Source organism: Luteimonas colneyensis, from assembly GCF_014836665.1.
In the GTDB taxonomy this organism is placed as follows: domain Bacteria; phylum Pseudomonadota; class Gammaproteobacteria; order Xanthomonadales; family Xanthomonadaceae; genus Luteimonas; species Luteimonas colneyensis.
In genome coordinates this window covers 103,899-130,517 of the sequence record NZ_JACSQJ010000006.1, presented here as the reverse complement: position 1 = coordinate 130,517, position 26,619 = coordinate 103,899, and the positions used below count along the sequence as shown (strand labels likewise).

At 70.4% G+C, this 26,619-nt stretch carries 25 protein-coding genes, 1 tRNA gene and 1 riboswitch; of the genes, 14 read left to right on the top strand and 12 right to left on the bottom strand.

Features of this window, described 5'->3' with window-relative positions; genetic code table 11:
• Positions 1-44 precede the first annotated feature (44 nt).
• Positions 45-1,043, top strand: coding sequence for a tRNA dihydrouridine synthase DusB (dusB, locus tag H9645_RS11125; protein WP_191729769.1), 999 nt, complete (start codon positions 45-47; stop codon positions 1,041-1,043).
• 96 nt (positions 1,044-1,139) lie between these two features.
• Here the strand turns inward: dusB and H9645_RS11120 are convergent, their stop codons facing one another.
• Both H9645_RS11120 and H9645_RS11115 read right to left on the bottom strand, forming a co-directional pair.
• On the bottom strand, positions 1,140-1,739 hold the full coding sequence (locus tag H9645_RS11120; protein ID WP_191729768.1) for a nitroreductase family protein: 600 nt from the start codon (positions 1,737-1,739) through the stop codon (positions 1,140-1,142).
• A gap of 142 nt (positions 1,740-1,881) precedes the next feature.
• The gene (locus H9645_RS11115; protein ID WP_191729767.1) at positions 1,882-2,928 is read right to left on the bottom strand and encodes a metal-dependent hydrolase; all 1,047 of its coding nucleotides are present in this window, start codon (positions 2,926-2,928) and stop codon (positions 1,882-1,884) included.
• 150 nt (positions 2,929-3,078) lie between these two features.
• On the opposite strand from H9645_RS11115, the gene metK reads away from it, so the two are divergent.
• A complete protein-coding gene (gene metK / locus H9645_RS11110; RefSeq protein ID WP_191729766.1) occupies positions 3,079-4,287 on the top strand; it encodes a methionine adenosyltransferase in 1,209 nt (402 codons plus the stop codon).
• A gap of 56 nt (positions 4,288-4,343) precedes the next feature.
• Here the strand turns inward: metK and H9645_RS11105 are convergent, their stop codons facing one another.
• Positions 4,344-6,836 carry a S9 family peptidase gene (locus tag H9645_RS11105; RefSeq protein ID WP_191729765.1) on the bottom strand — a complete coding sequence of 831 codons (2,493 nt, stop codon included), beginning with the start codon at positions 6,834-6,836 and terminating at the stop codon, positions 4,344-4,346.
• A 102-nt stretch (positions 6,837-6,938) separates the two neighbouring features.
• Positions 6,939-8,693: a LysM peptidoglycan-binding domain-containing protein gene (locus H9645_RS11100; RefSeq protein WP_191729764.1), complete on the bottom strand. Its 1,755-nt coding sequence runs from the start codon at positions 8,691-8,693 to the stop codon at positions 6,939-6,941.
• 136 nt (positions 8,694-8,829) lie between these two features.
• Positions 8,830-8,916: riboswitch (S-adenosyl-L-homocysteine riboswitch) on the top strand.
• 51 nt (positions 8,917-8,967) lie between these two features.
• On the opposite strand from H9645_RS11100, the gene ahcY reads away from it, so the two are divergent.
• From ahcY to H9645_RS11080, 4 genes are all read left to right on the top strand, one after another.
• Positions 8,968-10,431 (top strand): adenosylhomocysteinase, encoded by a 1,464-nt coding sequence (ahcY, locus tag H9645_RS11095; protein WP_191729763.1) that lies wholly within the window; start codon positions 8,968-8,970, stop codon positions 10,429-10,431.
• Between the two features lie 222 nt (positions 10,432-10,653).
• Positions 10,654-11,478 (top strand): methylenetetrahydrofolate reductase [NAD(P)H], encoded by an 825-nt coding sequence (metF, locus tag H9645_RS11090; protein ID WP_191729762.1) that lies wholly within the window; start codon positions 10,654-10,656, stop codon positions 11,476-11,478.
• Positions 11,479-11,527: 49 nt separating this feature from the next.
• Complete coding sequence (locus H9645_RS11085; protein ID WP_191729761.1) at positions 11,528-12,184, top strand: DUF4124 domain-containing protein; 657 nt, start codon at positions 11,528-11,530, stop codon at positions 12,182-12,184.
• 43 nt (positions 12,185-12,227) lie between these two features.
• Positions 12,228-13,145, top strand: coding sequence for a branched-chain amino acid transaminase (locus H9645_RS11080; protein ID WP_191729760.1), 918 nt, complete (start codon positions 12,228-12,230; stop codon positions 13,143-13,145).
• 17 nt (positions 13,146-13,162) lie between these two features.
• On the opposite strand, the gene H9645_RS11075 is transcribed toward H9645_RS11080, so the two are convergent.
• The 7 genes from H9645_RS11075 to H9645_RS11045 all read right to left on the bottom strand — a co-directional run bounded on the left by H9645_RS11075 (position 13,163) and on the right by H9645_RS11045 (position 19,368).
• A complete protein-coding gene (locus tag H9645_RS11075; protein WP_225218198.1) occupies positions 13,163-14,512 on the bottom strand; it encodes a sensor histidine kinase in 1,350 nt (449 codons plus the stop codon).
• Complete coding sequence (locus tag H9645_RS11070; RefSeq protein ID WP_191729758.1) at positions 14,499-15,182, bottom strand: response regulator transcription factor; 684 nt, start codon at positions 15,180-15,182, stop codon at positions 14,499-14,501. Before H9645_RS11070 ends, H9645_RS11075 begins: the two co-directional genes overlap by 14 nt.
• Before the next feature lie 12 nt (positions 15,183-15,194).
• Positions 15,195-15,692: a hypothetical protein gene (locus H9645_RS11065; RefSeq protein ID WP_191729757.1), complete on the bottom strand. Its 498-nt coding sequence runs from the start codon at positions 15,690-15,692 to the stop codon at positions 15,195-15,197.
• A gap of 272 nt (positions 15,693-15,964) precedes the next feature.
• The gene (gene rimK / locus H9645_RS11060) at positions 15,965-16,894 is read right to left on the bottom strand and encodes a 30S ribosomal protein S6--L-glutamate ligase (RefSeq protein WP_191729756.1); all 930 of its coding nucleotides are present in this window, start codon (positions 16,892-16,894) and stop codon (positions 15,965-15,967) included.
• An 18-nt stretch (positions 16,895-16,912) separates the two neighbouring features.
• A complete protein-coding gene (locus H9645_RS11055) occupies positions 16,913-17,290 on the bottom strand; it encodes a DUF6746 family protein (RefSeq protein ID WP_191729755.1) in 378 nt (125 codons plus the stop codon).
• Between the two features lie 89 nt (positions 17,291-17,379).
• Positions 17,380-17,453 (bottom strand) — tRNA-Gly (locus H9645_RS11050).
• A 79-nt stretch (positions 17,454-17,532) separates the two neighbouring features.
• The gene (locus H9645_RS11045; protein WP_191729754.1) at positions 17,533-19,368 is read right to left on the bottom strand and encodes an autotransporter outer membrane beta-barrel domain-containing protein; all 1,836 of its coding nucleotides are present in this window, start codon (positions 19,366-19,368) and stop codon (positions 17,533-17,535) included.
• Positions 19,369-19,518: 150 nt separating this feature from the next.
• On the opposite strand from H9645_RS11045, the gene thiS reads away from it, so the two are divergent.
• Genes thiS through H9645_RS11025 form a run of 4 tightly spaced genes read left to right on the top strand, consistent with a single transcriptional unit; the run spans position 19,519 to position 23,185 of the window.
• Positions 19,519-19,719, top strand: coding sequence for a sulfur carrier protein ThiS (gene thiS, locus H9645_RS11040; RefSeq protein ID WP_189497258.1), 201 nt, complete (start codon positions 19,519-19,521; stop codon positions 19,717-19,719).
• Between the two features lie 27 nt (positions 19,720-19,746).
• A complete protein-coding gene (locus H9645_RS11035; protein ID WP_191729753.1) occupies positions 19,747-20,547 on the top strand; it encodes a thiazole synthase in 801 nt (266 codons plus the stop codon).
• A gap of 16 nt (positions 20,548-20,563) precedes the next feature.
• On the top strand, positions 20,564-21,334 hold the full coding sequence (trmB, locus tag H9645_RS11030) for a tRNA (guanosine(46)-N7)-methyltransferase TrmB (RefSeq protein ID WP_191729752.1): 771 nt from the start codon (positions 20,564-20,566) through the stop codon (positions 21,332-21,334).
• Between the two features lie 9 nt (positions 21,335-21,343).
• Positions 21,344-23,185 (top strand): SLC13 family permease, encoded by a 1,842-nt coding sequence (locus H9645_RS11025; RefSeq protein ID WP_191729751.1) that lies wholly within the window; start codon positions 21,344-21,346, stop codon positions 23,183-23,185.
• Here the strand turns inward: H9645_RS11025 and H9645_RS11020 are convergent, their stop codons facing one another.
• Positions 23,186-23,557, bottom strand: a complete 372-nt coding sequence (locus H9645_RS11020) for a Rieske (2Fe-2S) protein (protein WP_191729750.1) — start codon at positions 23,555-23,557, stop codon at positions 23,186-23,188.
• Positions 23,558-23,606: 49 nt separating this feature from the next.
• On the opposite strand from H9645_RS11020, the gene H9645_RS11015 reads away from it, so the two are divergent.
• From H9645_RS11015 to H9645_RS11000, 4 genes are all read left to right on the top strand, one after another.
• On the top strand, positions 23,607-23,903 hold the full coding sequence (locus H9645_RS11015; RefSeq protein ID WP_191729749.1) for a hypothetical protein: 297 nt from the start codon (positions 23,607-23,609) through the stop codon (positions 23,901-23,903).
• Between the two features lie 26 nt (positions 23,904-23,929).
• Positions 23,930-24,646 carry a fumarylacetoacetate hydrolase family protein gene (locus H9645_RS11010; RefSeq protein WP_191729748.1) on the top strand — a complete coding sequence of 239 codons (717 nt, stop codon included), beginning with the start codon at positions 23,930-23,932 and terminating at the stop codon, positions 24,644-24,646.
• 30 nt (positions 24,647-24,676) lie between these two features.
• On the top strand, positions 24,677-25,090 hold the full coding sequence (mscL, locus tag H9645_RS11005; protein WP_191729747.1) for a large-conductance mechanosensitive channel protein MscL: 414 nt from the start codon (positions 24,677-24,679) through the stop codon (positions 25,088-25,090).
• Between the two features lie 100 nt (positions 25,091-25,190).
• Positions 25,191-26,618, top strand: coding sequence for a M28 family peptidase (locus tag H9645_RS11000; RefSeq protein WP_191729746.1), 1,428 nt, complete (start codon positions 25,191-25,193; stop codon positions 26,616-26,618).
• Position 26,619 lies beyond the last annotated feature (1 nt).

The following is a 26,619-nucleotide window of genomic DNA, read 5'->3' as shown; positions in this document are numbered from 1 at the left end:
CCGCGAGGCCACGCCTCTGCGGCCGCATGGGCGACAATGGCGTCATGCGCATCGGCCCCTACGACATCGCCCCGCACGTCGTCCTCGCGCCCATGGCGGGCGTGACCGACAAGCCGTTCCGGCTGCTGTGCAAGCGCCTGGGCGCGGGCCTGGCGATGTCCGAGATGACCATCTCCGACCCCAGGTTCTGGGGCACGGAGAAATCGCTGCGCCGGATGGACCACGCCGGCGAGCCCGACCCGGTCGGCGTGCAGATCGCCGGCACCGAGCCCGCGCAGCTGGCCGAGGCCGCGCGCTACAACGCCGACCAGGGCGCCCGCATCATCGACATCAACATGGGCTGCCCTGCGAAGAAGGTCTGCAACGCCTGGGCCGGCTCGGCGCTGATGCGCGACGAGGCGCTGGTGGCGCGCATCCTGTCGGCGGTGGTGGCCGCGGTGGACGTGCCGGTCACGCTGAAGATCCGCACCGGCTGGGCCGCCGGCCAGCGCAACGCGGTGGCGATCGCGCGCATCGCCGAGGACTCCGGCATCCAGGCGCTGGCCGTGCACGGGCGCACGCGCGACCAGCATTACACCGGGGTCGCCGAGTACGACACCATCGCCGAGGTGAAGTCGCGGCTGCGCATCCCGGTGATCGCCAACGGCGACATCGATTCGCCGGCCAGGGCCGCGGCGGTGCTGCGCCACACCGGCGCCGACGCGGTGATGGTCGGCCGCGCCGCGCAGGGGCGGCCGTGGATCTTCCGCGAGGTCGCGCATTTCCTCGCCACCAGCGAGCAGCTGCCGCCGCCGTCGCTGCAGGAGGTGCGCGACATCCTGCTCGGCCATCTCGAGGCGCTGCACGCGTTCTACGGCGAAGCTTCGGGCGTGCGCATCGCGCGCAAGCACCTGGGCTGGTACGCGAAGGACCGGCCCGAGAACGCCGCCTTCCGCGCCGTGGTCAACCGCGCCGACAGCGCCCGCGCCCAGCTCGACCTGACCCGCGACTACTTCGACGCGCTCTCCGCCGGCGTCGCCCCGCCGCTGTCCTCGGCGGCCTGAGCGCGCCCCGAAAACAGGAACCCCGGGCCAGGACCCGGGGTCCGGATCATGCGTGCGCATGCAGCGGCCGGCCCCGAAGGCCGGCGCAGCGGCGACTCAGGCGACGACCCTGAAGCGCTCGGCGTCGTCGATGTAGGTCTTGTCGGCGAACGGCGCCTCGTTGGAGCCGAAGGGCATCTGCGCGCGCAGCTTCCAGCTCGGCGGGAGGTTCCATTCGCGGTGCGCGGCCTCGTCCACGACCGGGTTGTAGTGCTGCAGGCTGGCGCCGATGCCGGCCTCGGACAGCGCGGTCCAGGTCGCCATCTGGGCGATGCCGCTGGACTGCTCGGACCACACCGGGAAGTTGTCGGCATACAGCGCGAACTTCTCCTGCAGGCCCTTCACCACGTCCTGGTCCTCGAAGAACAGCACGGTGCCGATGCCGGCGGCGAAGGAGCCCAGCTTCTGTTCGGTGGCGGCGAAGGCATCGGCCGGCACCAGCGGGCGCAGCGCGTCGCCGACCAGCTCCCAGAAGCGCTCGCTCTGGGCGCCGAACAGGATCACCGCGCGCGAGGACTGCGAGTTGAAGGACGAGGGGCTGAGGCGGATCGCCTCCTTGATCAGGGCTTCGATCTCGGCGTGCGACTGCGTGACCTGCCGGCCGAGGCTGTACTGACTGCGGCGCTTGCGCAGGGACTGGATGACGGGGTTGTTCATGTGGGCTCTCCCGGAGGGGTCTGGAACGGATGGCCACATGGTATTGAATTCAAATCAGCGCAAAAGCAGGATTGAAACCACTGATTGTTCCAACAGAAGAACAATCGCACCGCGACCCCCACACCCCCCCGATGGCCCGTGATCAGCAGGACATCGAATGGCAGGCGTCCGCGGCCAGCTCGACCCCGGGGTCGAAGATGCGGGCCCAGACCAGCGGCAGGCGGCGGCCGATATCGTCCCAGGACATGGCCAGCTGCCTGGGCGCGACTCCCCGCCACTGTCCGCCGTCGCGCTCGGCCACGACGAAGCTGAAGCTGTAGTCGGGCTCGCTGCCCATCCGCAGGTCGGTCAGCACCAGTCCACCGTCGATCTCCGCGGCGCGCATGAAGCCATGGTTGAACCAGGCCAGGCGTTCGACCGCGGGGATGTCGGCGGCGTCGGCCAGGGCGCCGACGTCGGACGCATGGTGCTCGAAGCGCATCAATCCCTCGTCGCCCGCCAGCGAGCGGAAGCCTTCGACGTAGCCGTCCGGCGTCATCGCCACCACGCGCCAGAGCAGGGTGTTGAACGGCATCGGCGTCGCGAACCGCGGCGCATCGGCCAGGCCGATCGCGGCCAGCGAGCGCCCCGCCTCGCGTTCGACCAGGCCCTTGGCCAGCAGCGACCAGCCCAGGTAGGCCGTGCTCAGTACCAGCCCCGCGACCAGCGCGCGGCCGGCGGCCGGACGCTCGTGCAGCACCAGGGCGGCGATGCAGGCGGCGAGCAGCCACACCGTGTACAGCGGATCGATGATGAAGACGCTCGACCACATCACCGGGGGCAACGGCAGCGGCCACAGCAGCTGGGTGCCGTAGACGGTGAAGGCATCGAGCAGCGGATGGGTGAGCAGCGCCAGCTGGATCGCCCAGAACCAGCGCGTCGGCGACTCGGACACGCGACCGCCGCGACGCCGGAAGAAGGCCCACAGCAACCAGCCCAGCAGCGGCAGCACGAACAGCGAGTGGCTGAAGCCGCGGTGCAGGGTCATCAGCGCGACCGGGTCGTCGGTGAACAGCGCGATCGGCAGCGAGTCGAGGTCGGGCAGCGTGCCGAGCGCGGCACCGGCGAGCAGCGCGGCGCGCCGATGCCGGGGCGGTGCGATGGCGGCGGCGATGGCGCCGCCGAGGACGATCTGGGTCAGGGAATCCATCGCGCAATGCTACCGGCCGGCGGCAGCGCGCGATCCCTCGCCGACGCCTGAATGACAGGAAGGCCCGCGAACGCGGCACAATGCGCCGGTGGCCGCCCCCGTGTATCATGCGCGCCCATCTTTCCATCCGAATCAAGGGATATAAGGCCGATGTCCAGCACCCTGTTCACCTCCGAATCGGTTTCCGAAGGCCATCCGGACAAGATCGCCGACCAGATTTCCGATGCCGTGCTCGACGCCATCCTCACGCAGGACAAGGGCGCCCGCGTGGCCTGCGAGACCATGGTGAAGACCGGCGTGGCGATCGTCGCCGGCGAGATCACCACCTCGGCGTGGATCGACCTCGAGGCGCTGACCCGCAAGGTGATCCTCGACATCGGCTATGACTCCAGCGACGTCGGCTTCGACGGCGCCACCTGCGGCGTGCTGAACCTCATCGGCAAGCAGAGCCCGCACATCGCCCAGGGCGTGGACCGCAAGAAGCCCGAGGAAATGGGCGCCGGCGACCAGGGCCTGATGTTCGGCTACGCCACCAACGAGACCTCGAGCTACATGCCGGCGGCGATCCACCTGTCGCATCGCCTGGTCGAGCAGCAGGCCAAGGTGCGCAAGAAGAAGAAGTCGCCGCTGCCGTGGCTGCGCCCGGACGCCAAGAGCCAGGTCACGCTGCGCTACGAGGACGGCGTCGCGACCGCCATCGACGCCGTGGTCCTGTCCACCCAGCACGCGCCCGGCGTGAAGCAGAAGGACCTGATCGAAGCCGTGCGCGAGGAGATCCTGGCCCCGGTGCTTCCGGCCAAGTGGCTGCACAAGGGCACCAAGTTCCATATCAACCCGACCGGCAAGTTCGAGATCGGCGGCCCGGTGGGCGACTGCGGCCTGACCGGCCGCAAGATCATCGTCGACACCTACGGCGGCTGGGCCCGCCACGGCGGCGGCGCGTTCTCGGGCAAGGATCCGTCGAAGGTCGACCGCTCGGCCGCCTATGCCGCGCGCTACGTCGCCAAGAACGTCGTGGCCGCCGGCCTGGCCGACCGCTGCGAAGTGCAGGTGAGCTACGCCATCGGCGTGGCCGAGCCGACCTCGATCTCAGTCACCACCTTCGGCACCGGCAAGGTGTCCGACGAGGTGATCGAGAAGCTGATCCGCCGCCACTTCGACCTGCGTCCCTACGGCATCATCAGGATGCTCGACCTGGTGCACCCGATCTACCAGCGCACCGCCAGCTACGGCCACTTCGGCCGCAAGCCGCAGGAAGTCAGCTACATCGACGCCGCCGGCAAGACCCACACGGCCACCGCCTTCTCCTGGGAGAAGACCGACAAGGCCGAGGAGCTGCGCAAGGCCGCCAAGCTGTAAGCCTTGCAGGCATGAAAAAAAAACCCCGCGGATCCGCGGGGTTTTTCGTTGCGGGCCTACCTGGGTTCCGCGTCCCTGACATGCTTCTCAAGCCACGCGTCCGTCTCCGCCAGCATGTGCAGGATCGACTCGCGCGCGCGGTAGCCGTGCGACTCCCGCGGCAGCATCACCAGGCGCGCGGTGCCGCCCAGGCCCTTCATCGCCGCGAACAGGCGCTCGCTCTGCATCGGGAAGGTGCCGGAGTTGTTGTCCTCCTCGCCGTGGATGATCAGCAGCGGCTCGTCGATGCCGTCGGCGTGGTTGAAGGGCGACATCGCGTGGTAGGTGTCGGTGGCCTGCCAGTAGTTGCGCTCCTCGGCCTGGAAGCCGAAGGGCGTCAGCGAGCGGTTGTAGGCGCCGCTGCGCGCGATGCCGGCGCGGAACAGGTCCGAACGTGCCAGCAGGTTCGCGGTCATGAACGCGCCGTAGGAATGGCCGCCGATGGCGATGCGGTCGCGGTCGGCCACGCCACGCCGCACCACCTCGTCGACCGCCGCCCGCGCGCTGGCGACCAGCTGCTTCACGTAGCTGTCGTTGGGCTCGGCATCGCCCTCGCCCACGATCGGCATGGTCGGGCCATCGAGCACCGCGTAGCCGCGCGCCAGGAAGGCCAGCGGGCCCCAGTAGCTGATGCGGTTGAAGCGGTACGGCGAACCGCGCACCTGGCTTGCCGCATCGGCGGATTTGAACTCGCGCGGGTAGGCCCACATCAGCATCGGCAGCGGGCCGTCGCGCTCCGCGTCGTAGCCGGCCGGCAGGTAGAGGTCGGCGGTGAGCTCGACGCCATCGGCGCGCGCGTAGCGGATCTGCTCCTTGCTGACGCCGCGCAGCTCCGGGGTCGGATGCGGGAAGTCGGTCAGCGCCACCGGCGCGGCCTCGCCGCCGTGCTGGCGCAGCAGCACCTGGGCCGGCTCGGTCGGCGATTCGCGGGTGGTGAGGATGCGCGTGGCTTCGGCGTCGAGCAGCGCGAACGGTGCTTCGTACCTGGGCGCCTGCGAGTGGAACAGGCGCTCGGTCGTCCCGGTCGCCAGGTCATGGCGATCGAGGAAGGGGCGGTCGCCTTCGGCCGATGCGCCGTCGCCGATGCGGTAGATGGTGTCGCCATCACCGGTGGTGAGCAGGCGCGCGAAGCCACGTTCGTCCAGCCGCATCACCGGCGTGCCGGGATCGGCGTAGCGGTCCTCGTAGGACGCTTCGCGCAGCAGCACCGGCTCGGTGCCGGCGTCGGGCGCCAGGCGCCACTCGCGCAGCCGCCGCGTCTTCCACCAGGATTCGGTGAGCAGGGCCAGGCCGCCATCGCCCCAGCGCACGCTGCCGAAGCGGGTGGAAAGATCCACCAGCACGCGCGGTTCGCCGGTGAAGGGCGCCGCGTGCGCGAACACACGGTCGCGCACCTCCACGTCACGCGCGGGATCGCCACCATCCTGCGCTTCCGCCCAGACCAGGGTGGCCGGCGCGTCCGAACGCCAGGCGATTCGGCGCACGCCGGTGGCGACGGCATCGTTGCCGGTCGGCAGGCCTTCGACCAGCGGCAGCGTCGCCACGGTGTGCAGCAGGCGGCCATCGAGGTCGATGACGTCGATGCGGCGCGGGAAGCGCGAGTACGGCACGGCATAGGAGAACGGCCGCTCCAGGCGCTGGCGCAGCAGGTGGCGGCCATCGGGCGACACCGAGGCGCCGACGTACAGCTCCGGCGTGCCGATGGCGCGCACCGCGCCGTCCAGGCCCACGCGCACCAGCTGGCTGGTCATGTAGTACGCGAACAGCGCCTCGTCGTGCGGATTGGCCAGCAGATCCTGGTAGGTGCGCAGGCTCTGCACCTGGCCGCTTCCGCGGGTCTCCTGGATGTTCGGCCCGGTCGGCACGCCATCGTCGGCGGGCGGTGCGCCATGCCCCTCCGGCCGCACCAGCGCGATCAGGCCGCTGCTGTCGGGCAGCCAGTCGAAGCCGCTGCCGGTCACGCTGCCCAGCGGGCGCTCGACCAGGCGGCGGGCCCGGCCCTCGGCCACGTCCACCAGCCACAGCTCCACGCGGCCGGCGCGCGGATCGACGTGGCTGAAGGCGATGTGGCGCTGGTCGGGCGACCACTGCAGCGATGCCAGCGCCAGCGGCTGCGGCAGGCCCTGGATGCGGCGCTCGGCGCCACCATCGACCTCCTGCAGCCAGAGATCGTCGATGAAGCTGAAGGCGCTGGCCGAATGCGTGCGCGGGTGGATGCGCAGGCCGGCGAGCTTGAGCTCCGGCTGGGCGACCACCTCGATGCCGGGCAGCGCCGGCACCCGCATGTAGGCGAGCAGGTTGCGATGCGGCGACAGCGACAACCTCGGCACCGAAGGCGCATCGACGATGGCGCGCAGCGCGGGCGCGGGCAGGCGGTAGCCGCCGGCGCTGGCCGCGGCTGCAGCGTCCGTCGCTGGCGGCTGGTCACGGGCCTGGGAGGCGGCCGGCGGAAGCGCGAGGCAGGCCAGCAGCAGCGGCGCTGCGAGATGTCGGAAAGTGTGCGTGGACAAGGCGTGGTTCCTGCTCGGGACAAACCCCGAGCCTAGCCCGCCCGCACCGCGCGGGGACCGTGGCGACGGTCATGGTCGCCACGGTCTGCAGCGTCCTTGGGCTCAGCTGCCGTGCACGGTCACCGTGCCGGGCAGCTGCACGTAGTTGCCGTCGGCGTAGTTGCCGTCGGCCGAGCTCGAGATGTTGAACAGGCGCTCGGCACTGCCATAGTCGGAGCCGCCCAGGTTGCGCGCGAGCGCGATCGCGAAGTCGAACGTTTTCACCGGATTGCCGTCGTAGTCCTGGGTGAGGACGCGCAGGTCGAAGTCCATCCCGTCCGTGGCCTCCAGCGCCTTCTCGGCATGGTCCTGCAGTTCCGCCATCTCCGCTTCGGTGTAGGTGATGGTGATGGTGTCGCCGGGCTTCACCGGTCCGCTGTGGGCCTGGTTGACGTCGCCGGTCTGGGCGGCGTTGATCAGCTGCGAATTGCTCTCGTCGACCTTGATCGTGTACGCGTACTCGCGATCGCCCATGATCTCGTTGCCCTCGGCGTCGAACGACTGGGTGAGGGTCATCGGCACGTTGCCGCTGTACTGCAGGTTGACCGTGCGCTCGGCGGTGCCGTCGGGATAGGTGGTGACCACCGAATCGCCGGTGTTCTGCGCACCGTCGATGCCCAGCTCCAGCGGGCCGAGCTTCACGTCGACCTTGGCCTGCGACGAATAGTCGAGCTTCTCGATGGTCTTCACCTCCGACACGCCCGGGCCGTTGTCGGCCGGCATGTTGCCGTTGGCGACGAAGTCGTTGTACGCGGCCAGGCCTTCCGGCGTGGACAGGTCGAACTCGGCGGTCTTGAGCGTGGCGCCGCTCAGGCTGGTGTCGTTGCCGAGCATCACCTTGACCTGCTCGAAATCCAGGCCCACGCCGTTGTAGGCGCTGATGGCCTCGGTCGGGCCGGCGGTCACGCGCACGGTGTCGGCACCGGTCTTCTCGACCAGCAGGCTGGTGCCTTCCTCGGTGGTCACCTTGGTCTCGGCGGCGACGTTGCGGAAGGTGGCCTTGAATTCGTTGCTCGCGTAGTTCGAGCCATCGATCTTGATGACCGTGCCGGTCGGCATCGTCGACGGGTCGAACGGATTGACGCTGGCGAGGTCGGTGGTCTTCGCCGCCTGCTCCGGCATCGACACCTCGTAGGACGCCTTGATGCCCTCGGTGTGGCCGTACTCCAGGCCGGCCTGCTTGACGTCCACGCCCGCGTTCAGCGACACCGAAATGTCGCTGGACACGCTGTAGGTGGTCACGCCGTTCTCGGTCTTCTCGCCGGTGACGACGGTGCTGCTGCCATCCATGCCGAAGCTGATGCCGACGCCCTTCGAGTTCTTGACGCTCTCGCTGAAGCCGCCGTTGGCGGTCAGCGACACCGTGCCCTCGTCGGGATCGACCGTGACGCTGCCTCCCGCGGTGGTGCCGCTGGTGGTCCTGGTGCCGTCCGCGTCGGTGGTGGTGGTCTTGTCGGTCTGCTTGCCGCCCACCGTGACGCCGTCTTCGGACACGCCGACGCTGGTCTCGGACTTGGAGCTCGTGCCGTTCGCGTCGGTTCCGGTCCTGTTCTCCTCCTCGCCGGTGACCTTGGCCGAGCCGCCGCCCGCATCGCCATCGGCGGTCGCGGCCGCCGGCAGGTTCAGCATGTCGCCGGGATAGAGGTTGTCCGGGTTGACCAGCTGCGGATTGGCACCGATCAGCGCCTGCGGCGTGGTGCCGTTGGCCCTGGCGATGCTGTCGATGGTCTCGCCGCGCACGACTTCATGCTGCTTCGGTGGCGGCGGCGGTGGAGGCGGCTGGACGGGCTGCTGGTATCCAATGGCATTGACGGTCATGGGGGGTTCCGGTGCTGTCGGGGATTGCGCCAGCCTAGGCACTGTCGCCGGCGCCCTACACCCGGTCCAACCCTAGGTCGTCCGGGCCCCGGCGCATGAACGGCGATCGCCCGCCGCCGCGTTATATAATTCGCGGTCCGCCGAGGGGCGCTGCGATGGGCCGGCTTCGATGAAGCCTTCCCGCCAGGCTCGGCGACGAACACCCCAACGGCGCCCGGTTCCCCACCCCGACCCCTCCCCGAGCGGGAGCGGGCGCAGAAACCGGAGCTTCCCGATGAACGCCGTTGCCAAGACCAGCCCTGAACGGGCATTTTCCACCGAAGGCGACTACAAGATCGCCGACATCTCCCTGGCCGACTGGGGCCGCAAGGAGATCGACATCGCCGAGCACGAGATGCCCGGCCTGATGTCCATCCGCCGCAAGCACGCTGCCACCGCACCGCTCGAGGGCGTGCGCGTGACCGGCTCGCTGCACATGACGATCCAGACCGCGGTCCTGATCGAAACGCTCAAGGACATCGGCGCCGACGTGCGCTGGGCCTCGTGCAACATCTTCAGCACCCAGGACCACGCCGCCGCGGCCATCGCCGCCACCGGCACCCCGGTGTTCGCCTGGAAGGGCGAGACGCTCGAGGAGTACTGGGACTGCACGCTCGACGCGCTCAGCTTCCCCGACGGCCAGGGCGGCTTCCTCGGTCCGCAGCTGGTGGTCGACGACGGCGGCGACGTGACGCTGCTGATCCACAAGGGCTACGAGCTCGAGCAGGGCGACGAGAGCTTCGTCAACAGCCCCTCGGGCAGCCACGAGGAGCAGGTGATCAAGAACCTGCTCAAGCGCGTGGCGAAGGAGCGCCCGGGCTACTGGACGAAGGTCGTCGCCGAGTGGAAGGGCGTGTCCGAAGAAACCACCACCGGCGTGCACCGCCTCTACCAGCTGGCCCAGGACGGCAAGCTGCTGGTGCCGGCGATCAACGTCAACGACTCGGTCACCAAGTCCAAGTTCGACAACCTCTACGGCTGCCGCGAGTCGCTGGCCGACGGCCTGAAGCGCGCGCTGGACGTGATGCTGGCCGGCAAGGTGGCCGTGGTCTGCGGCTACGGCGACGTCGGTAAGGGCTGCGCGGCCTCGCTGCGTGCCTACGGCGCGCGCGTGATCGTCACCGAGATCGACCCGATCTGCGCCCTGCAGGCGGCGATGGAAGGCTACGAGGTCGCCACCGTCGAGGACACCCTGGGCGAGGCCGACATCTATGTCACCACCACCGGCAACAAGGACATCATCCGCGTCGAGCACATGACCGCGATGAAGGACCAGGCCATCGTCTGCAACATCGGCCACTTCGACAACGAGATCCAGGTCGATGCGCTGAAGGCGCTGGCGGGCGTGGAGATCGTCAACATCAAGCCGCAGGTGGACAAGTTCATCCTGCCCAACGGCAACGCGATGTTCCTGCTCGCCGAGGGCCGCCTGGTGAACCTGGGCTGCGCTACCGGCCACCCGAGCTTCGTGATGTCGAACTCGTTCGCCAACCAGACGCTGGCGCAGATCGACCTGTGGGCGAAGAAGGACGAGTACGCCAACAAGGTCTACATCCTGCCCAAGCTGCTCGACGAGGAAGTCGCGCGCCTGCACCTGGAGAAGATCGGCGTGAGGCTGACGAAGCTGACGAAGGAGCAGGCCGACTACATCGGCGTGTCGGTGGACGGGCCGTTCAAGCCCGAGCACTACCGCTACTGAGCCGTTCAGCCGCTCCCGCGGAAGCGGCCGGTGTGGCAGCGGCCAAGGCTGCCGCGATGCAGGAAGGGCGTCCCTCGGGGCGCCCTTCCTGCGTTTCGCGGACTCGCCACCGCCTCGCGACGACGACGCCTCCGCTGCCCCGTCCGGTCGCCGCCGGAGAATCCGTATATATCCATCGCGATAAAGAGATATCATCACCCCGTTCCCGACACCACGGCCGCCATGATCCCGATCAGCTTCGAGTTCTACCCGCCGAAGAACGATGAGCAGCGCGCGCAGCTGGGCCGCACCGCCACCCGGCTCAAGGCCTGGTCGCCCGAGTACGTGTCCTGCACCTTCGGCGCCGGCGGCTCGACGCTCAGCTACACCGGCGACACCGTGCGCGCGCTGATCGACGACCACGGGCTGGCCGCGGCCCCGCACCTGTCCTGCGTGGGCGGCACGCGCGAGGAAATCGCGGCCCTGCTGCAGCGCTATCGCGCGCAGGGCTGCGGCCGCATCGTCGCGCTCCGCGGCGACCTGCCTTCCGGCATGGGCCATCCCGGCGAATTCCGCCACGCCGCCGACCTGGTCGCCTTCATCCGCGCCGAGCACGGCGACTGCTTCCACATCGAGGTCGCCTGCTATCCGGAAACACATCCGCAGGCCGAGGACGCGCTGGCCGACCTGCGCCACTTCAAGGCCAAGGTCGACGCCGGCGCGGACGGGGCGATCACGCAGTACTTCTACAACGCCGACGCCTATTTCCGCTTCGTCGACGAGGCCCGCGCGCTCGGGGTCGAGGTGCCGATCGTCCCCGGCATCATGCCGATCTCGAACTTCAGCCAGCTGAAGCGCTTCTCGGACGCCTGCGGCGCGGAAATCCCGCGCTGGCTGCGCAAGCGCATGGCGGCCTACGGCGACGACGCGGACAGCGTCCGCGAACTCGCCGCGGATTTCGTCGCCGGCCTGTGCCGGCGGCTGGTCGAAGGCGGTGCCCCGGGCCTGCATTTCTACACCCTCAACCTCGCCCGGCCGACGGCCGCCGTGCTCGAACGGCTGGGCTGAGGCCGCGCCCGGCGCGCCGCAGGGGCAGCCGTCGCGGTACCCTTGGCGGATGCCGTACCCGCGCCACCCCGTCCTGGCCGCCTCGCTGCTGGCGGCGGTGGCGATCGCCCTCCTGCTGCCCGCTCCCGCCGGAGCCCAGGTCCGCCGCTGCACGACGCCCGACGGCGGCACCGTGTACACCGACCGCAGCTGCGCCACGCTGGGCGCGGTCGAGACCCGGCCCCACGCCGGCGACGGCCTTTCCCAGGGCATCGGGCCGCGCTACCGCGGCGGCTGCTCGCGTCGCCTGCAGGACCTGATCTTCGAGGTGACCTCGGCGATCGACGCCCGCGACACCAACTGGCTGGCACGCAGCTACCACTGGGCGGGAATGGGTCATCGCAACGGCTATGCGGTACTGGAGCGGCTGGACGCGATCGCGCGCCGTCCCCTGCTCAACGTCACCGCGCTGCGGCCGGCGCGGACCATCGTCGTCCCTTCGCCGGACATGGCACCCACTGCAGCCGCCGCCCCCGCCGGGCCGGCAACGCTGCCGGCGCTCGTCACCGGTACGACCAGCAGCACCCTGCCACCGCCCCCTGCCCCGCCGGCGCCGCGGCGGCCGGTCGCGCTGCGCATCGACCAGGTGCTGTCCGACGGCATCACGCCGTCCACCACCACCTTCAGCCTGCGCCGGCACATGGACTGCTGGTGGATCTCGCTCTGAGCCGGTGCGGCACAATGGCCCTCCACCGGAACGGAGCGGCGCCATGCAGTACCCCGAATGGATCTGGCACAACGGCGGCATCAAGCCCTGGGCCGAAGCCACCACGCATGTCATGTCGCACGGTCTCCACTACGGCTCGTCGGTGTTCGAGGGCATCCGCGCCTACGCCACTCCCGGCGGCAGCGCGATCTTCCGCCTGCAGGACCACACCCGCCGCCTGTTCGCCTCCGCGCGCATCTACGACATGGCGATCCCGTACACGCCCGAGGAGCTCGACGCCGCCTGCCACGAGGTGGTGCGCCGCAACGAGCTGCGGCAGGCCTACCTGCGCCCGGTGGCGTGGCGCGGCCTCGGCGGCTTTGGACTGAGCGCGGAAACGCCGATCGACGTCGCCGTGGCGTCCTGGCACATGGGTCCCTATCTGGGCGAGGGCGCGCTGACCGAAGGCATCGACGCCTGCGTCTCGAGCTGGCAGCGCTTCGCGCCCAACACCATCCCCGCCGGCGCCAAGGCCGGCGGCAACTACCTGTCCGGCCAGCTGGTCGCGCGCGAGGCGCGCCGCCTGGGCTTCGGCGAAGGCATCGCGCTGGCGTCGACGGGCCTGCTCAGCGAGGGCGCGGGCGAAAACCTGTTCCTGGTCTTCGACGGCGCCCTGCACACCACGCCGGTGAGCGCGGCGCTGCTCAACGGCATCACCCGCGACTCGATCATCCGCCTCGCCCGCGATGCCGGCATCGCCGTGGTCGAACGCGACCTGCCGCGCGAGTACCTGTATCTCTGCGACGAGCTGTTCATGTGCGGCACCGCCGCCGAGATCACTCCGATCCGCTCGGTCGACGGTCGCCAGGTCGGCGCCGGCCGCGCCGGACCGGTGACCCTGCGCCTGCAGGAGCTCTTCTTCGGACTGTTCGACGGCCGCACGCCCGACCGCCACGGCTGGCTGGAGCCGCTGCGCGGCTGAGCCCCTGGCCGGGGCGCTCAGCCCGTCCCGGCCTCGTCGCCCTCGACATCGAAGCGCAGCGTGGCCACCACGCCGCGCTCCGCGCCCGGCACCACGCGCACCCGCCACTGGTAGAGGCGGCACAGCCGGCGCACGATCGACAGGCCGATGCCGCCGCCGTGCGTGTGCTCGGCGTGGCTGCCGCGATAGCCGCGCTCGAACAGGTGCGCGGCGTCCTCGGCGCTGAGGCCCGGGCCCGAATCGATGACGTCGACCGCGCGCTCGTGCAGGCGGACGACCACCGTGCCGGCGGTGGTGTACTTCACGGCGTTGCCGATCAGGTTGCCCAGCGCCACCGAGACCGCCGCCTCCGGCGCGTCCACCACCAGGCGACCGGGCTCGCCTTCCAGGCACAGCTCCAGCGCCTTGGCGCCCAGCTGGGGACGATGCGCCTCGAGCAACTGCTCGGCGACGCGGTAGACATCGGTATTGCCGTGGCCGCGCTCGGCCCGCGACAGCAGCAGCAGGGCGCTGATCAGGTCGGTGCACTGCGCCTCGGCACGCTGGATGCGCTGCAGGCGCGCGAGCGTCTTGTCGTCCAGCCCCGGCCGCGACAGCAGCAGCTCGACCGCGCCCTTGATCACCGCCAGCGGCGTGCGCAGCTCGTGGCTGACGTCGGCGTTGAACTCGCGATCGCGCTGCACGACCTCGGTCAGGCGCGCGGCGTAGTCGTCGAGCGCGGTCGCCAGCTCACCGACCTCGTCGTCGGGAAAGTGCGGCGCCAGCGCCACCGGCCGCGCGCTGTCGTCGGACGCGCCCAGCAGGTTGGCCAGCTCCGAGACCGGCCGCATCACTCGCGAGGCCGACCACCAGCCGATGATCCCGGCAAGCACGGTGAACAGCACGACGGCGGCGATCAGGATCAGCTTGATGCGCGCGCGCACCTCGGCGGTGCTGGTCATGTCCTGGGCGACGAAGAACCAGTAGTCCGGGTCCTTCTTGACCACCAGCCGGTAGACGAAGGGCTCGCCGTCCTCGATGCCGTTCATGTTGTAGACGCCGGATTCCAGCGGGATCCAGTCCGCCTGCGCGTTGTGCCACTTGTCGGGACCGAACACATAGGCGCGCACGCTGCCCAGCGGCGACAGCTGCGCGGTCTGGTCCTGGTAGAAGCGCTCGGCGTAGTCGTCGAGGTTCTCCTTCAGCACCGTGCCGACGGCCTGGTCCTCGACCACCGCGCCGACGTAGGCCGCGGCGATGGCGAACATCGCCGTCAGGCCGAGGCCCAGCAGGGCGAACGAGAGGATGATGCGGCTGCGCAGCCTGCGGCGGTACCGACGCCGCCCGAGCCCCTTGGGCGCGGACGGCGCGGCTTCAGCTTGAGGCATCTGGCGCGGCGATGCGGTATCCGATGCCATGGCGGGTCTGCACGAGCTGGGTCGGGAACGGCTTGTCGATCACCGCCCGCAGTCCGTGGATGTGCACGCGCAGGCTGTCCGAATCGGGCAGCTCCTCGCCCCAGACCCGGGTCTCGAGCTCCTGGCGGGTGACCACCGCCGGCGACGCCTCCATCAGCGACTGCAGGATCTTCAGCGCCGTGGGATTGAGCTGCACCAGCTTGCCGGCGCGCCGCACCTCGAGGGTGTCGAGGTTGTACTCGAGGTCGGCGACCTCGAGCACGCGCGTCTGCACGCCCTTGCCGCGGCGCGCCAGGGCGTTGAGCCGGACTTCGACCTCCTGCAGCGCGAACGGCTTGATCAGGTAGTCGTCGGCGCCCGAGTCGAAGCCCGCCAGCTTGCTGTCCAGGCTGTCGCGGGCGGTGAGCATGAGCACCGGGGTCTGCTTGCGGGCCTCGTTGCGAAGCTTGCGGCAGACCTCGATGCCGTCCATGCCCGGGAGGTTCAGGTCCAGCACCACGGCGTCGAAGTCATGGACCACGGCCAGGTGCAGGCCGGTCACCCCGTCGGCGGCGAAGTCGACGGTGTGGCCACGGTCCTCCAGGTAGTCGCCGAGGTTGGCGGCGATGTCCTGGTTGTCTTCGATGACGAGTATGCGCATGCAGGCTCCTGGTCAGAAGGACTGATTGTTCGGGCCTTCAGCCCTGGGGTTGTAGCGGAAGAAATCATTGGCCGCCTCGCGCTGGCGGCGGCGCTCGGCCACGGTCAGGCACAGCGTGGTGGGGCGGTGTGAACCCGTAGGCTTCTCGCGCCTGCAGATCATGCGGCTGTCCTTGTGCGCCTGGACCAGGAGCGTGTTGACCTTTTCCTGTTCGTTGAACAGCTCGACCTTTGCGTCCGGCGACATCTGGTCGATGGTCTGAGCATCGCCGAGCAGGGTCGAGATGCGGCCAAGCGAATCCTGCACGACGCGCAGGTCGGCGGGCTGGAGCTCGCTGTAGGTCTCGCCGTCCGACAGGGCCTTGTTGATGGCCGTGCGCTGTTCGCCGAAGGAGGCGGTGAGGTCGAGACCCTTGTCGGGCTTGAAGGCCTGGCCGCCGGAATCAATGGTGGCCATCGCCGTGGCCGGGAGCAGCAGTGCAAAAAGTGCCAGAACCATGAGCTTGTACATTTAAACCCTCGCAGGACAGTGTGGACGTTGCATGCGGGCGAACAATGCCGTGGGGGGCATGTCGTCCGATTCTGCCTGCGCATGACTCCCTGCACAAACGCCGGAGACGCACGGATACAAAATGGCCCGGGCGAGGACTTCGCCCGGGCCGAAGAGTATTGCCCCGATGACCGCAATCCAAGACCGACGACTGGAGAGATCCGGAAGTCCGCGAGGAATTTCGGTCGGGCCACGCTAACCGCGCCTTGATTAAACAGCCGTTAACCCAGGCGTTAATCTTTCGTTCGCGCACGCCGCCTCACGCGGGTCCGGGATTTCATGCCGCCCCCTGCGGCGCCCGCTGCAACGAACTCGACGATCAGGCCGGCCACATCGACACCTGTGGAACGCTCGATGCCCTCCAGCCCCGGCGAGGCGTTCACCTCGAGGACCAGCGGCCCGCGCGCGGACAGGATCAGGTCGACCCCGGCCACCCCCAGCCCCAGCACCCTGGCCGCCCGTACGGCGACCTCGGCCGCCTCCGGATCCAGGTCGAAGGCCTCGGCCACCCCGCCCCGGTGCAGGTTGGCGCGAAAATCCCCGTCCGGCGCCTGCCTGCGCATGGCCGCCACCACCCGGTCGCCGACCACCAGGCAGCGGATGTCGGCGCCGCCGGCCTCCGCGATGAACTCCTGCAGCAGGAAGGTCGCGTACAGCCCGCGCAGCGCGTCGACTACGCCGCGCGAGGCCGACGGTTTCTCGGTCAGCATCACCCCGCGCCCCTGGCTGCCCTCGGTGAGCTTGATCACGTGCGGCGGCGGACCCAGCATCGCCAGCAGGTCGTCGGTGTCGTCGGGGTTGTCGCCGAACACGGTGACCGGCATGTCGATGCCCTGCGCCGCCAGCAGCTGGTGGCAGCGCAGCTTGTCGCGTGCCGCCGCGATCGCCGACGAGGGGTTGGGCGTGTGGCAGCCCATCAGCTCGAACTGGTGCAGCACGGCGTTGCCGTAGCGGTTGATCGAAGCCCCGATGCGCGGGATCACCGCGCCGAAGCCGGCCAGCGACTGTCCCTTGTAATGGAGCGCGAAGCCGTCCTTGCCGATGCGCATGTAGCAGCGCAGCGGATCGAGCACGCGGACGCTGTGCCCGCGCCGGCGCGCCGCCTCGACCAGGCGTCGCGTGGAGTACAGCCGGGTGTTGCGCGACAGGATCGCGAACTTCATCGGGGATTCGCCGGGTGGTTACGGAGCCAGCTTCGAGGACGCGTCCAGGTACCTGCGGCCCTGCGCCCGCACGGTGTCGACCTCGAAGCGCTCGGACGCCACGTGCACCTCTTCCAGCGCCTCCGCCATCGCGTCCACCTCGGAGTCGATCTTCTGCAGCGCGTTCTCGAGCGTATAGGTCAGCTCGTGGATCTTCGCGGTGTCCTCGGGACCCAGCTCGTCCTTGGCCAGGATGGCCTGCAGCTGCGCGTTGTACGTGGACAGGTGCGCCAGCGCCTCGTCCAGCGTGGCGGCCCGCTCGCCTTCGAAGTGGTCGGGACGCTCATCCGCGTGGGCGGCGCCGGACAGCCCCAGTGCGAGCACGGGGGCGACGAGCAGGACGGTCAGGTGCTTCATGGTCATTCCTCGGACGGTTGAGCCGGGAATGATAGGGAAGCCCATGGAAGGCCGCACTCATGCCGATCCCATGGAAGACCTTCGGGAGATGGAGCGGGCGATGGGAATCGAACCCACGCTAGCAGCTTGGGAAGCTGCAGTTCTACCATTGAACTACGCCCGCGCGAGGCAGCCAGTCTAGGGCGCGGCCGCCGGGTTTGGCAAACGCCGCGCGGCCACGATGGCCGCGCGGCGGCCATGGCTCAGAAGCCGGCGCCGACGCTGGCGAACACCATGGAATGCTTGCCGCCCTTCTGCCCGCTGTTGACGCTGGCGCCGATGTCGGCGTCCAGGCCGAACAGCTTCGTGCGCGCGCCGAAGGTCAGCGTGGTCCAGGACTGGTCGTACTCCACCCCGGGCACCGCGTACGGCAGCGAGCCGGCGATCGACTGCGAGCGCGCGAAGGCCTGCGCGGCCTCGTCCTCGAATTCGCGGTCGATGGTCACGCGCGCGTACGGCGCCAGGGTGTCGTGGATGGCGTAGGACAGCTGCCAGCCGGCGCTGCCGACCGTCGAATCGAACTCCTGGTCGAGATAGGCCAGCGACGTCGACAGGCCGGGATCGCTTTCGGCGAAGCCGTCGACCTCGACCCGCTGCGCGACCACGCCCAGCACCGGCCCGTGGCGCAGCGCGCCGTCGCCGAACTGCCACCCGCCCTGCACCGCCAGCGCCACGCTGCTGCCGTCGGTGGAGCCGCCGTGCGTGCGCAGCGCCGGGCCCAGCGGCACCTGGCGCTCGATGTCGAAGTCGAGGCTGGTATAGCTGAGCTGGGCGTTGATCCAGCCGCCCGACTCCGCGGACCAGCCGATGTAGCCGCCGATCGAGGCCTCGGACTGGTCCCAGTTGCCGCGGCGGCTGCCCCAGTCGTTGCCCTGCACGCCATAGCCGATGAAACCGCCATAGGCCAGGCCGTCGCCGCCCCAGTCCATGCCGACCAGCAGCGCCGGGCCGGTGCCGTCGTAGTGGTCGCCGTGGGCGTAGCGCTGGAAGTCGCCACGCAGGTCGGCCCACCAGCGCGATCCCTCCGCGTCGCCGCGGTTCGAGACGTGGGCGCCGACGCGCTGGGCGCGATTGCGTCCCGTGGCCGCCGCGGAATGCGGCAGCACCGCCATCTGGCGCGGGCCCTCGATGGCGGCGATGGCCAGGTCGGCCAGCGCCACGTGCGCGCCGCTGGCCGGGTGCACGCCGTCGGCGAACAGATAGGTCTGCGGCGCGTCCGGGCTGACCAGACTGGTGGGATTGCAGGTGAGCGACTGCGCGGTGATCTGCGGCATGCAGGCGGTGCCGGTGACGTTGGCGATCCCGAACTGCGCCGGATCGGCGGCCACCTCGCGCAGGAAGGCGAAGGTGTCGACCGGGATCACGGCCAGGCCGTTGCTGGCCAGCGTGGAGAACAGGGCCTGGTTGTAGCCGGTGGCCAGCGCGGTGCCCTGGGCGGCGGCGGCCGGACCCTGGGCGCGGAACGACGGCGTCAGGCCAAGGTCCGGGATGTTCGGCACCAGCACGTAGCGCGCGCCGGCCGCCTGCAGGCCGCCGATGATCCCGACCTGCGCGCCCACCGCGCCGCCGATGATCGCCTGGGCGTTGCCGGGATCGGCGACGACCGCGAACAGGTCGTTGTTGCCGCCCCAGACCGTGTACAGCGCATCGGGATCGGCCCGGCCGCCGTTGGCGGCGAGATAGCCCGCGGCCTGGGTGGCCAGCGAGGGCGTGAAGCCCAGCGCGCCGGTGACGTCGACGCCGTTGCGGGCGCCGCCCGCTGCATGGTTGTCGCCGGTCTGGCCGTTGCCGTTGGGGCGCGCCTGGGTGCCGTAGTGCTCGGCCAGCCACTGCGACCAGACCAGGCCCGGGTTGGTGGTGAACTGGCCGGTGACCGCCTGCACGTTCGGCGGCAGCAGGGGCCGGAAGTAGCCGGCGTCGGTCAGGCTGTCGCCGAAGAACACCGTGCCGGAGAACGGCTGGTCGTGGGCGGCGGCGGGCAGGACCGCGAGCGCCAGGGCGGCGGCGAGCGCGGTGCGGACGGTGCGGGACTTCGACATGGAGGCTCCTCTGCGATGGACCATCCGGGCGCGGGGCGCCGGACAGCGACCGGACATCGTTCCACGCCGCGGCCGCCGCGCTCAATGTGCACTGCGGCATGCCCGCGCGCGGACATGCATTCCCGGCGGGGGCGGGCGACAATGTCCGCCATGGACATCATCCTCAACGGCGAGCCGCAGGCCCTGCCCGGCCCCTGCACCGTGCTCGCACTGCTTGAATCCAGCGGCCTGGGCGGGCGCAAGGTCGCGGTGGAGGTGAACGGCGCCATCGTGCCGCGCAGCCTGCACGCCGAACACGCGCTGAAGGACGGCGACCGCATCGAGATCGTGCACGCGCTCGGGGGCGGCTGAACGCCGAACTTGCGCAATAATGGCGCAATGACCAGCCAAGACATCTTCGGCGACGACACCCTTGTCATCGCCGGCACGCGCTACCGGTCCCGCCTGCTCACGGGCACGGGCAAGTTCAAAGACCTCGACGAGACCCGCCGCGCCACCGAGGCCGCGGCGGCGGAGATCGTGACCGTCGCGATCCGCCGCACCAACATCGGCCAGGACCCGGGCGAGCCCAACCTGCTCGACGTGCTGCCGCCAGACCGCTACACCATCCTGCCCAACACCGCCGGCTGCTACACCGCCGACGAGGCCGTGCGCACCCTGCGCCTGGCCCGCGAGCTGCTCGACGGCCGCAAGCTGGTGAAGCTGGAAGTGCTGGGCGACCAGAAAACGCTTTACCCCGACGTGGTGCAGACCCTGAAGGCCGCCGAGCTGCTGGTCGCCGACGGCTTCGACGTCATGGTCTACACCTCCGACGACCCGATCCTGGCGAAGCAGCTGGAGGAGATCGGCTGCGTGGCGGTGATGCCGCTGGCCGCGCCGATCGGCTCGGGCCTCGGCATCCAGAACAAGTGGAGCCTGCTGGAGATCGTCGACAACGCGAAGGTGCCGATCATCGTCGATGCCGGCGTGGGCACGGCGTCCGACGCCGCGGTCGCGATGGAGCTGGGCTGCGACGGCGTGCTGATGAACACCGCCATCGCCGGCGCGCGCGAGCCGGTGCTGATGGCCCACGCGATGAAGCTCGCGGTCGAGGCCGGCCGTGCCGCCTTCCGCGCCGGCCGCATCCCGCGCAAGCGCTTCGCCAGCGCCTCCTCGCCGATCGACGGCCTGGTCGGCTGATGGCCACGGCCGCCGGATGACCGATCCGTTCTCCAGCCCGGGCTCGAAGGCACCGCCGAAGCCCTTCACCGTCGAGGACGGCGTGCGCCGGGTGCGCAGCTTCGTGCTGCGCCAGGGGCGGTTCACGCCGGCGCAGCAGCGCGCTTTCGACGCGCTGTGGCCGCGCTTCGGCCTCGACTATGCCGGCACCCCGCGCGACTTCGACGCCGCCTTCGGGCGCGCCGCGCCGCGCATCCTTGAGATCGGCTTCGGCAACGGCGAGGCGCTGCGTTTCTCGGCGGCGAACGATCCCGGCCGCGACCACATCGGCATCGAAGTGCACGCGCCCGGCGTCGGCCGCCTGCTCAACGCACTGGCCGAGGACGGCAGCGACCACGTCCGCCTCTACCACCATGACGCCGTCGAAGTGCTGGAGAACGAAGTCGCCGACGGCAGCCTGGACGAAGTCCGCATCTACTTCCCCGATCCCTGGCACAAGAAGCGCCACAACAAGCGGCGCCTGGTGAACCCCGCGTTCGCCGCGCTGCTGGTGCGCAAGCTCGCACCCGATGGCCGCTTGCACCTCGCCACCGATTGGCAGGACTATGCGGAGCAGATGTGGGACGTGCTCGAGGCCACGCCGGGGCTCGCCAACCGCGCCGGCCCGCGCGGGCACGTGCCGAGGCCCGGATGGCGTCCGCAGACGCACTTCGAAAGCCGCGGCCAGCGCCTCGGCCACGGGGTGTGGGACCTGCTCTACGACAGGGTGCCCGACGACGGCAGGCCCGACGCCAACACCGGGGACTAGACGCAGGACATGGAGACGCTGGCCCTCACCACCGACATGAAGCTCGTGCTCGGGCTGGTCGCGCTGGTGATGGTGCTGTTCCTGTTCGAGCGCGTGCGCGCCGACCTCGTGGCCCTGGTGGTGCTGGTGGTGCTGGGCCTGACCGGCCTGGTCGCGGCCGAGGACATCTTCAGCGGCTTCTCGTCCAACGCGGTGATCAGCATCATCGCGACCATGATCCTGGGCACCGGCCTGGACCGCACCGGCGCACTGAACCGGCTGGCGGCCTGGCTGCTGCGGCGCTCGAAGGGCGCGGAGAAGCGGCTGCTGCTCTACACCTCGGCGATCGCCGGCCTCAACTCCTCGTTCATGCAGAACCCGGCGGTGATGGCACTGTACCTGCCGGTGGCCTCGCGCCTGGCCTCGCGCACCGGCCTGCGGCTGTCGCGCTTCCTGCTGCCGATCTGCGCCGCGATCATCATGGGCGGCTCGCTGACCATGGTCGGCAACTCGCCGCTGATCCTGCTCAACGACCTGATGGTGGCGGCCAACGCCAACCTGCCCTCCGGCGTGGCCACGCTCGAGCCGCTGCCGATGTTCGCGCCGCTGCCGATCGGCCTGACCCTGCTGGTGATCGCACTGGCCTACTTCCACTTCTTCGGCGACCGCCTGCTGGGCGGCGGCGGCGAAAGCGACGGCAGCGTCACGCCCGCGCGCACCCAGAGCTACTTCGCGCGCGCCTACGGCATCGAGGGTGACGTGTTCGAACTCACCGTCAGCGCCGACAGCCCGCTGGTGGGCATGGCCCTGGGCGAGGCGGAAACCCTGCATGGCGCCCCGCTGCTGCTGGCGCTGAAGACCGGCAACGACTCCCGCCTGGCGCCCCCCGGTGACGCCCGGATCTGGGTCGGCAGCGTGATCGGCGCGATGGGCCCGCGGCAGCAGGTGGCCGACTTCGCGCAGAACAACATGCTGCGCATGTCCACGCGCCTGCGCGAGTTCGGCGACCTGTTCAACCCCAGCCGCGCCGGCATCTCCGAAGCCGTGGTGCCGCCGACGTCGAAGTTCATCGGCAAGAGCGCCGCCGAGCTCGCGATGCGCAAGAACTACGGCATCAGCCTGCTGGCGGTGAACCGCGACAAGGAAGTGCTGCGCGACGACGTCCGCAACCTGCCGCTGCGCGCCGGCGACATGCTGGTGCTGCACAGCATCTGGCAGGACCTGGCGCAGACCGCCGCGAACCGCGACTTCGTCGTGGTCACCGACTTTCCCAAGGGCGAGCAGCGTCCGCACAAGTTCAAGGTGGCGATGGCGATCTTCGCCGTCACCATCCTGGTGGCGCTGGGTTCGGACCTGCCGACCTCGATCGCGCTGATGACCGGCGTGGCCGGCATGCTGGTCTGCGGCGTGCTGAAGATGGACGAGGCCTATTCGGCGATCAGCTGGAAGACGGTGTTCCTGATGGCCTGCCTGATCCCGCTGGGCTGGGCCATGGACACCAGCGGCGCCGCGGCCTGGATCGCGGGGCACACGATCGAGGAGCTGCCGGATGGACTGCCGGTCTGGGTGATCCAGTTCACCGTGGCGGCGCTCACCTCGGCGTTCTCGCTGGTGATCAGCCACGTCGGCGCGACCATCGTGATGGTGCCGCTGGCGATCAACCTGGCGCTGGCTGCCGGCGGCGACCCGACCGCCTTCGCGCTGGTCGTGGCGCTGGCCGCCTCGAACAACCTCGTGACCGCGTCGAACCCGGTGGTGTCGATGGTGACCGGCCCCGCCGACTACTCGGCGCGCGACCTGTGGCGCGTGGGCAGCGCGCTGTCGATCACCTACCTGGTCGTCGTGGTGTCGATGGTCAACCTGATCTTCTGATCAGGCCAGCCAGACCGCGCCGTCGCGCACGTCGACGGCCACCGCGCGCAGCGACTCGCCGCGGCAGGGCCCCGCCTCGCACACGCCGCCGGTGGTCTCGAAGCTGGCGCCGTGCACCGCGCACACCAGCAGCCCCTCCTTCGACACCAGGAACTTCCCCGGCGCCCAGTCCAGGCGGCGGCCCGCGTGCGGACAGACGTTGAGCCAGGCGCGAACGGCACCGCCGGCATCGCGGTGCAGCACCAGCGATTCCATGACGCCGTCGACCGGCCCCTCGGCCTCGGCGAAGCCGCCGGCAGGCAGTGCGTCGAGCGCCAGCAGCGGCGCCGCGGGGTCGCCGGTTAACGCTTCACTTACATCTTTCGCTGGCATCGGCCCGATACTCGCTCATCACCATTGCTTCACATTCTGGCACTACCGCATGATCAACCGCACCTTCCGCAGCGCCCACGCCCGCTTCGATGCCAGCCAGTTCGGCGCCCTGTTCGCGCCGCGCAAGCCCCGGCATCCGCTGGCGCGCCTGGCCGTGGGCCTGCTCGGCCTGGCCCTGCTGGCCGTGCTGCTCGTGGTCGGCGTCGTGGTCGGCACGGCGATGCTCGCGCTTGGCCTCGCGCGCCGCCTGCTGAGCCGCCGTCCCGCAGCGCAGGCCCGCCCGGGCCGCATCGTCGACGCCGAGTACCGCGTGGTCGACAAGCCGGCGCACACCCTGCCCTACTGAGCGCCCCGCGCCTTCCGGAGACCCCGATGACCGACGTGATCCCCGCGCCGGAGCCGATCCGCGTGCCCGTGCGCGGTGGCGGCCACTTTCCCGTGCGCCGCGTGTACTGCGTGGGCCGCAACTTTGCCGACCACGCCCGCGAGATGGGCGCGCAGGCGCCGGCATCGAAGGCCGAGCGCGGCAGCCCCGTGTTCTTCACCAAGCCCGCCGACGCCATCGTGACCGGCGGCGAGGTGCGCTATCCGCCGGCCACCGCCGACCTGCACCACGAGGTCGAAATGGTGGTGGCGCTGGGCCGCGACGCGCCCGACGGCGTGCTCGACCCGGCCGACGCACAGGCCCTGGTGTTCGGCTATGGCGTGGGCCTCGACCTGACCCGCCGCGACCTGCAGGCGGCGGCCAAGAAGGCCGGCCTGCCCTGGGACACCGGCAAGGGCTTCGACGAATCGGCGCCGGTGAGCGAGCTGGTCCCGGCCGCGGACATCGGCGAGCTGGCCCCGCGGCGGCTGTCGCTCCGCGTCAACGGTGCCGAGCGCCAGGCCGCCCCGCTGTCCGACCTCATCTGGGACGTGCCGGACATCCTGCACGAGCTTTCGAAGCTCTACGCGCTGCGCGCCGGCGACCTGGTCTTCATGGGCACGCCCGCCGGCGTCGCCGCGCTGTCGCCGGGCGACGCCTGCGAGGCGCGCCTGGACGACGCCATCGTGCTGCGATGCCGGATCGCCCCGGCGCGTGTAGGCTAGCCGCGCCACTTCCACGACAAGGAGACCGCGATGGGCATGATGGGTGAGTTCAAGGAGTTCGCGATGCGCGGCAACGTCATCGACCTCGCCGTGGGCGTGGTCATCGGCGCGGCCTTCGGCAAGATCGTCACCGCGCTGGTCGACAACGTGATCATGCCGCCGATCGGCCTGCTCATCGGCGGGGTGGATTTCTCCGACCTGGCGATCACGCTGAAGCAGGCGAGCGTCGACGCCGCCGGCGAGGTGGTGCCCGCGGTGCAGATCGGCTACGGCACGTTCCTCAACGCGTTGATCCAGTTCATCATCGTGGCGTTCGCGATCTTCATGGTGGTCAAGGCGATCAACCGCCTCAACCGCAAGGAAGAAGCCGCGCCGGAAGCACCCGCCGAGCCCAGCGAGGACGTGCTGCTGCTGCGCGAGATCCGGGATTCGCTGAAGCGCTGAGGCATGCGGTCCTGCCCCGCGGGGCAGGACCTGTTGCACATCGGCACGGGGCCGCGGCTTGCTAAGCTCGCGGCCCCTTTGCTTTCCTGCGGCTGAATCCATGCGCCTGGTCCCGATCCTGCTCGCCACCGCGATCGCCGCGGCCCTTCCGTCCGCCGCCATCGCGCACGGCGCGACCGTCCACGGCAACGCGCAGACCCGCATCACCGATACCTCGATGGCGGTGGCGGCGCAGCTGCGCGAGACCGCGCTGGCCAGCCGCCTGGCCTGGGACATCACCGAATCCCTGACCACCGAGGTCGGCCCGCGCCTGGCCGGCAGCGAGGCCGACGCACGCGCGGTCGAGTGGGCGAAGGCGAAGTTCGCCGAACTCGGCTTCGACCGCGTCTGGACCGAGCCGGTCACCTTCCCGAAGTGGATCCGCCGCGGCGAGCGCGCCGAGGTGCTGGGCGCGAACGCGCAGCCGCTGGCGCTGACCGCGCTGGGCGGCAGCCCCGCCGGCACGATCGAGGCCGAGGTGGTGCGCTTCGCCGACCTCGCCGCGCTCGAGGCCGCACCCGCGGGCTCGCTGGCCGGCAGGATCGCCTTCGTCGACTACCGCATGGAGCGCGCCCGCGACGGCAGCGGCTACGGCCCCGGCTCGCGCGTGCGCAGCCGCGGCCCGTCGGCGGCGATCCGCGCCGGTGCCATCGGCTTCGTGATGCGCTCGGCGGGCACCGATTCGCATCGCAATCCGCACACCGGCATCACCCGCTTCGACGAGGGCCTGGAACCGGTGCCGTCCGCGGCGCTCTCGGTGCCCGACGCCGACCAGCTGGCCCGCCTGCTCGCGCGCGGCACGGTGCGCCTGCGCCTGGCGCTCGACTGCGGCTGGGACGGCGAATACACCTCGCAGAACGTGATCGGCGAGATGACCGGCGCCAGCCGCCCCGACGAGGTCGTGCTGATCGGCGGCCACCTCGACTCCTGGGATCTCGGCACCGGTGCCGTCGACGATGCCGCCGGCATCGGCATCACCATGGCCGCCGCCGTGCACATCGCGCGGCTCCCGCAGCGCCCGGCGCGCAGCATCCGCGTGGTGGCCTTTGCCAACGAGGAGCAGGGCCTGCACGGCGGATCCGCCTACGCGAAGCAGCACGGCGCCGACGTGGCGCGCCACCAGCTGGTGGCCGAAAGCGACTTCGGCGCCGGCCGCATCTATGCCTTCAACACCGGGGCCCCGGCCCATGCCGAGGCCGCCGAGGCACGCATCGCAGAGGCGCTGGCGCCGCTGGGCATCGAACGCTCCGACGAAGGCGGCCCCGGCCCGGACGTGATCGGCATCTCCCGCGCCGGCGCCACCTGGGCCTGGCTGGGCCAGGACGGCACCGACTACTTCGACCTGCACCACACGCCGGACGACACGCTCGACAAGATCGACCCGGAAGCGCTGGCCCAGAACGCCGCGGCGTACGCGGTGTTCGCCTATCTCGCCGCGGACGCGGAAGGAGATTTCGGCAGTACGCCGGCTGCGCCCGCCGCGGAATAGT

Bases quoted from the DNA above. Each gene is read 5' to 3' on its own strand.
- mscL (WP_191729747.1), top strand. From the start codon at position 24,677: ATGGGCATGATGGGTGAGTTCAAGGAGTTCGCGATGCGCGGCAACGTC.
- H9645_RS11000 (WP_191729746.1), top strand. From the start codon at position 25,191: ATGCGCCTGGTCCCGATCCTGCTCGCCACCGCGATCGCCGCGGCCCTT.
- rimK (WP_191729756.1), bottom strand. From the start codon at position 16,894: ATGAAGTTCGCGATCCTGTCGCGCAACACCCGGCTGTACTCCACGCGA.
- metK (WP_191729766.1), top strand. From the start codon at position 3,079: ATGTCCAGCACCCTGTTCACCTCCGAATCGGTTTCCGAAGGCCATCCG.
- H9645_RS11100 (WP_191729764.1), bottom strand. From the start codon at position 8,693: ATGACCGTCAATGCCATTGGATACCAGCAGCCCGTCCAGCCGCCTCCA.
- H9645_RS11075 (WP_225218198.1), bottom strand. From the start codon at position 14,512: ATGCCTCAAGCTGAAGCCGCGCCGTCCGCGCCCAAGGGGCTCGGGCGG.
- H9645_RS11115 (WP_191729767.1), bottom strand. From the start codon at position 2,928: ATGGATTCCCTGACCCAGATCGTCCTCGGCGGCGCCATCGCCGCCGCC.
- H9645_RS11045 (WP_191729754.1), bottom strand. From the start codon at position 19,368: ATGTCGAAGTCCCGCACCGTCCGCACCGCGCTCGCCGCCGCCCTGGCG.
- H9645_RS11025 (WP_191729751.1), top strand. From the start codon at position 21,344: ATGGAGACGCTGGCCCTCACCACCGACATGAAGCTCGTGCTCGGGCTG.
- metF (WP_191729762.1), top strand. From the start codon at position 10,654: ATGATCCCGATCAGCTTCGAGTTCTACCCGCCGAAGAACGATGAGCAG.
- ahcY (WP_191729763.1), top strand. From the start codon at position 8,968: ATGAACGCCGTTGCCAAGACCAGCCCTGAACGGGCATTTTCCACCGAA.
- H9645_RS11065 (WP_191729757.1), bottom strand. From the start codon at position 15,692: ATGTACAAGCTCATGGTTCTGGCACTTTTTGCACTGCTGCTCCCGGCC.
- H9645_RS11010 (WP_191729748.1), top strand. From the start codon at position 23,930: ATGACCGACGTGATCCCCGCGCCGGAGCCGATCCGCGTGCCCGTGCGC.
- H9645_RS11020 (WP_191729750.1), bottom strand. From the start codon at position 23,557: ATGCCAGCGAAAGATGTAAGTGAAGCGTTAACCGGCGACCCCGCGGCG.
- thiS (WP_189497258.1), top strand. From the start codon at position 19,519: ATGGACATCATCCTCAACGGCGAGCCGCAGGCCCTGCCCGGCCCCTGC.
- H9645_RS11035 (WP_191729753.1), top strand. From the start codon at position 19,747: ATGACCAGCCAAGACATCTTCGGCGACGACACCCTTGTCATCGCCGGC.
- H9645_RS11055 (WP_191729755.1), bottom strand. From the start codon at position 17,290: ATGAAGCACCTGACCGTCCTGCTCGTCGCCCCCGTGCTCGCACTGGGG.
- H9645_RS11015 (WP_191729749.1), top strand. From the start codon at position 23,607: ATGATCAACCGCACCTTCCGCAGCGCCCACGCCCGCTTCGATGCCAGC.
- H9645_RS11085 (WP_191729761.1), top strand. From the start codon at position 11,528: ATGCCGTACCCGCGCCACCCCGTCCTGGCCGCCTCGCTGCTGGCGGCG.
- H9645_RS11080 (WP_191729760.1), top strand. From the start codon at position 12,228: ATGCAGTACCCCGAATGGATCTGGCACAACGGCGGCATCAAGCCCTGG.
- dusB (WP_191729769.1), top strand. From the start codon at position 45: ATGCGCATCGGCCCCTACGACATCGCCCCGCACGTCGTCCTCGCGCCC.
- H9645_RS11120 (WP_191729768.1), bottom strand. From the start codon at position 1,739: ATGAACAACCCCGTCATCCAGTCCCTGCGCAAGCGCCGCAGTCAGTAC.
- trmB (WP_191729752.1), top strand. From the start codon at position 20,564: ATGACCGATCCGTTCTCCAGCCCGGGCTCGAAGGCACCGCCGAAGCCC.
- H9645_RS11070 (WP_191729758.1), bottom strand. From the start codon at position 15,182: ATGCGCATACTCGTCATCGAAGACAACCAGGACATCGCCGCCAACCTC.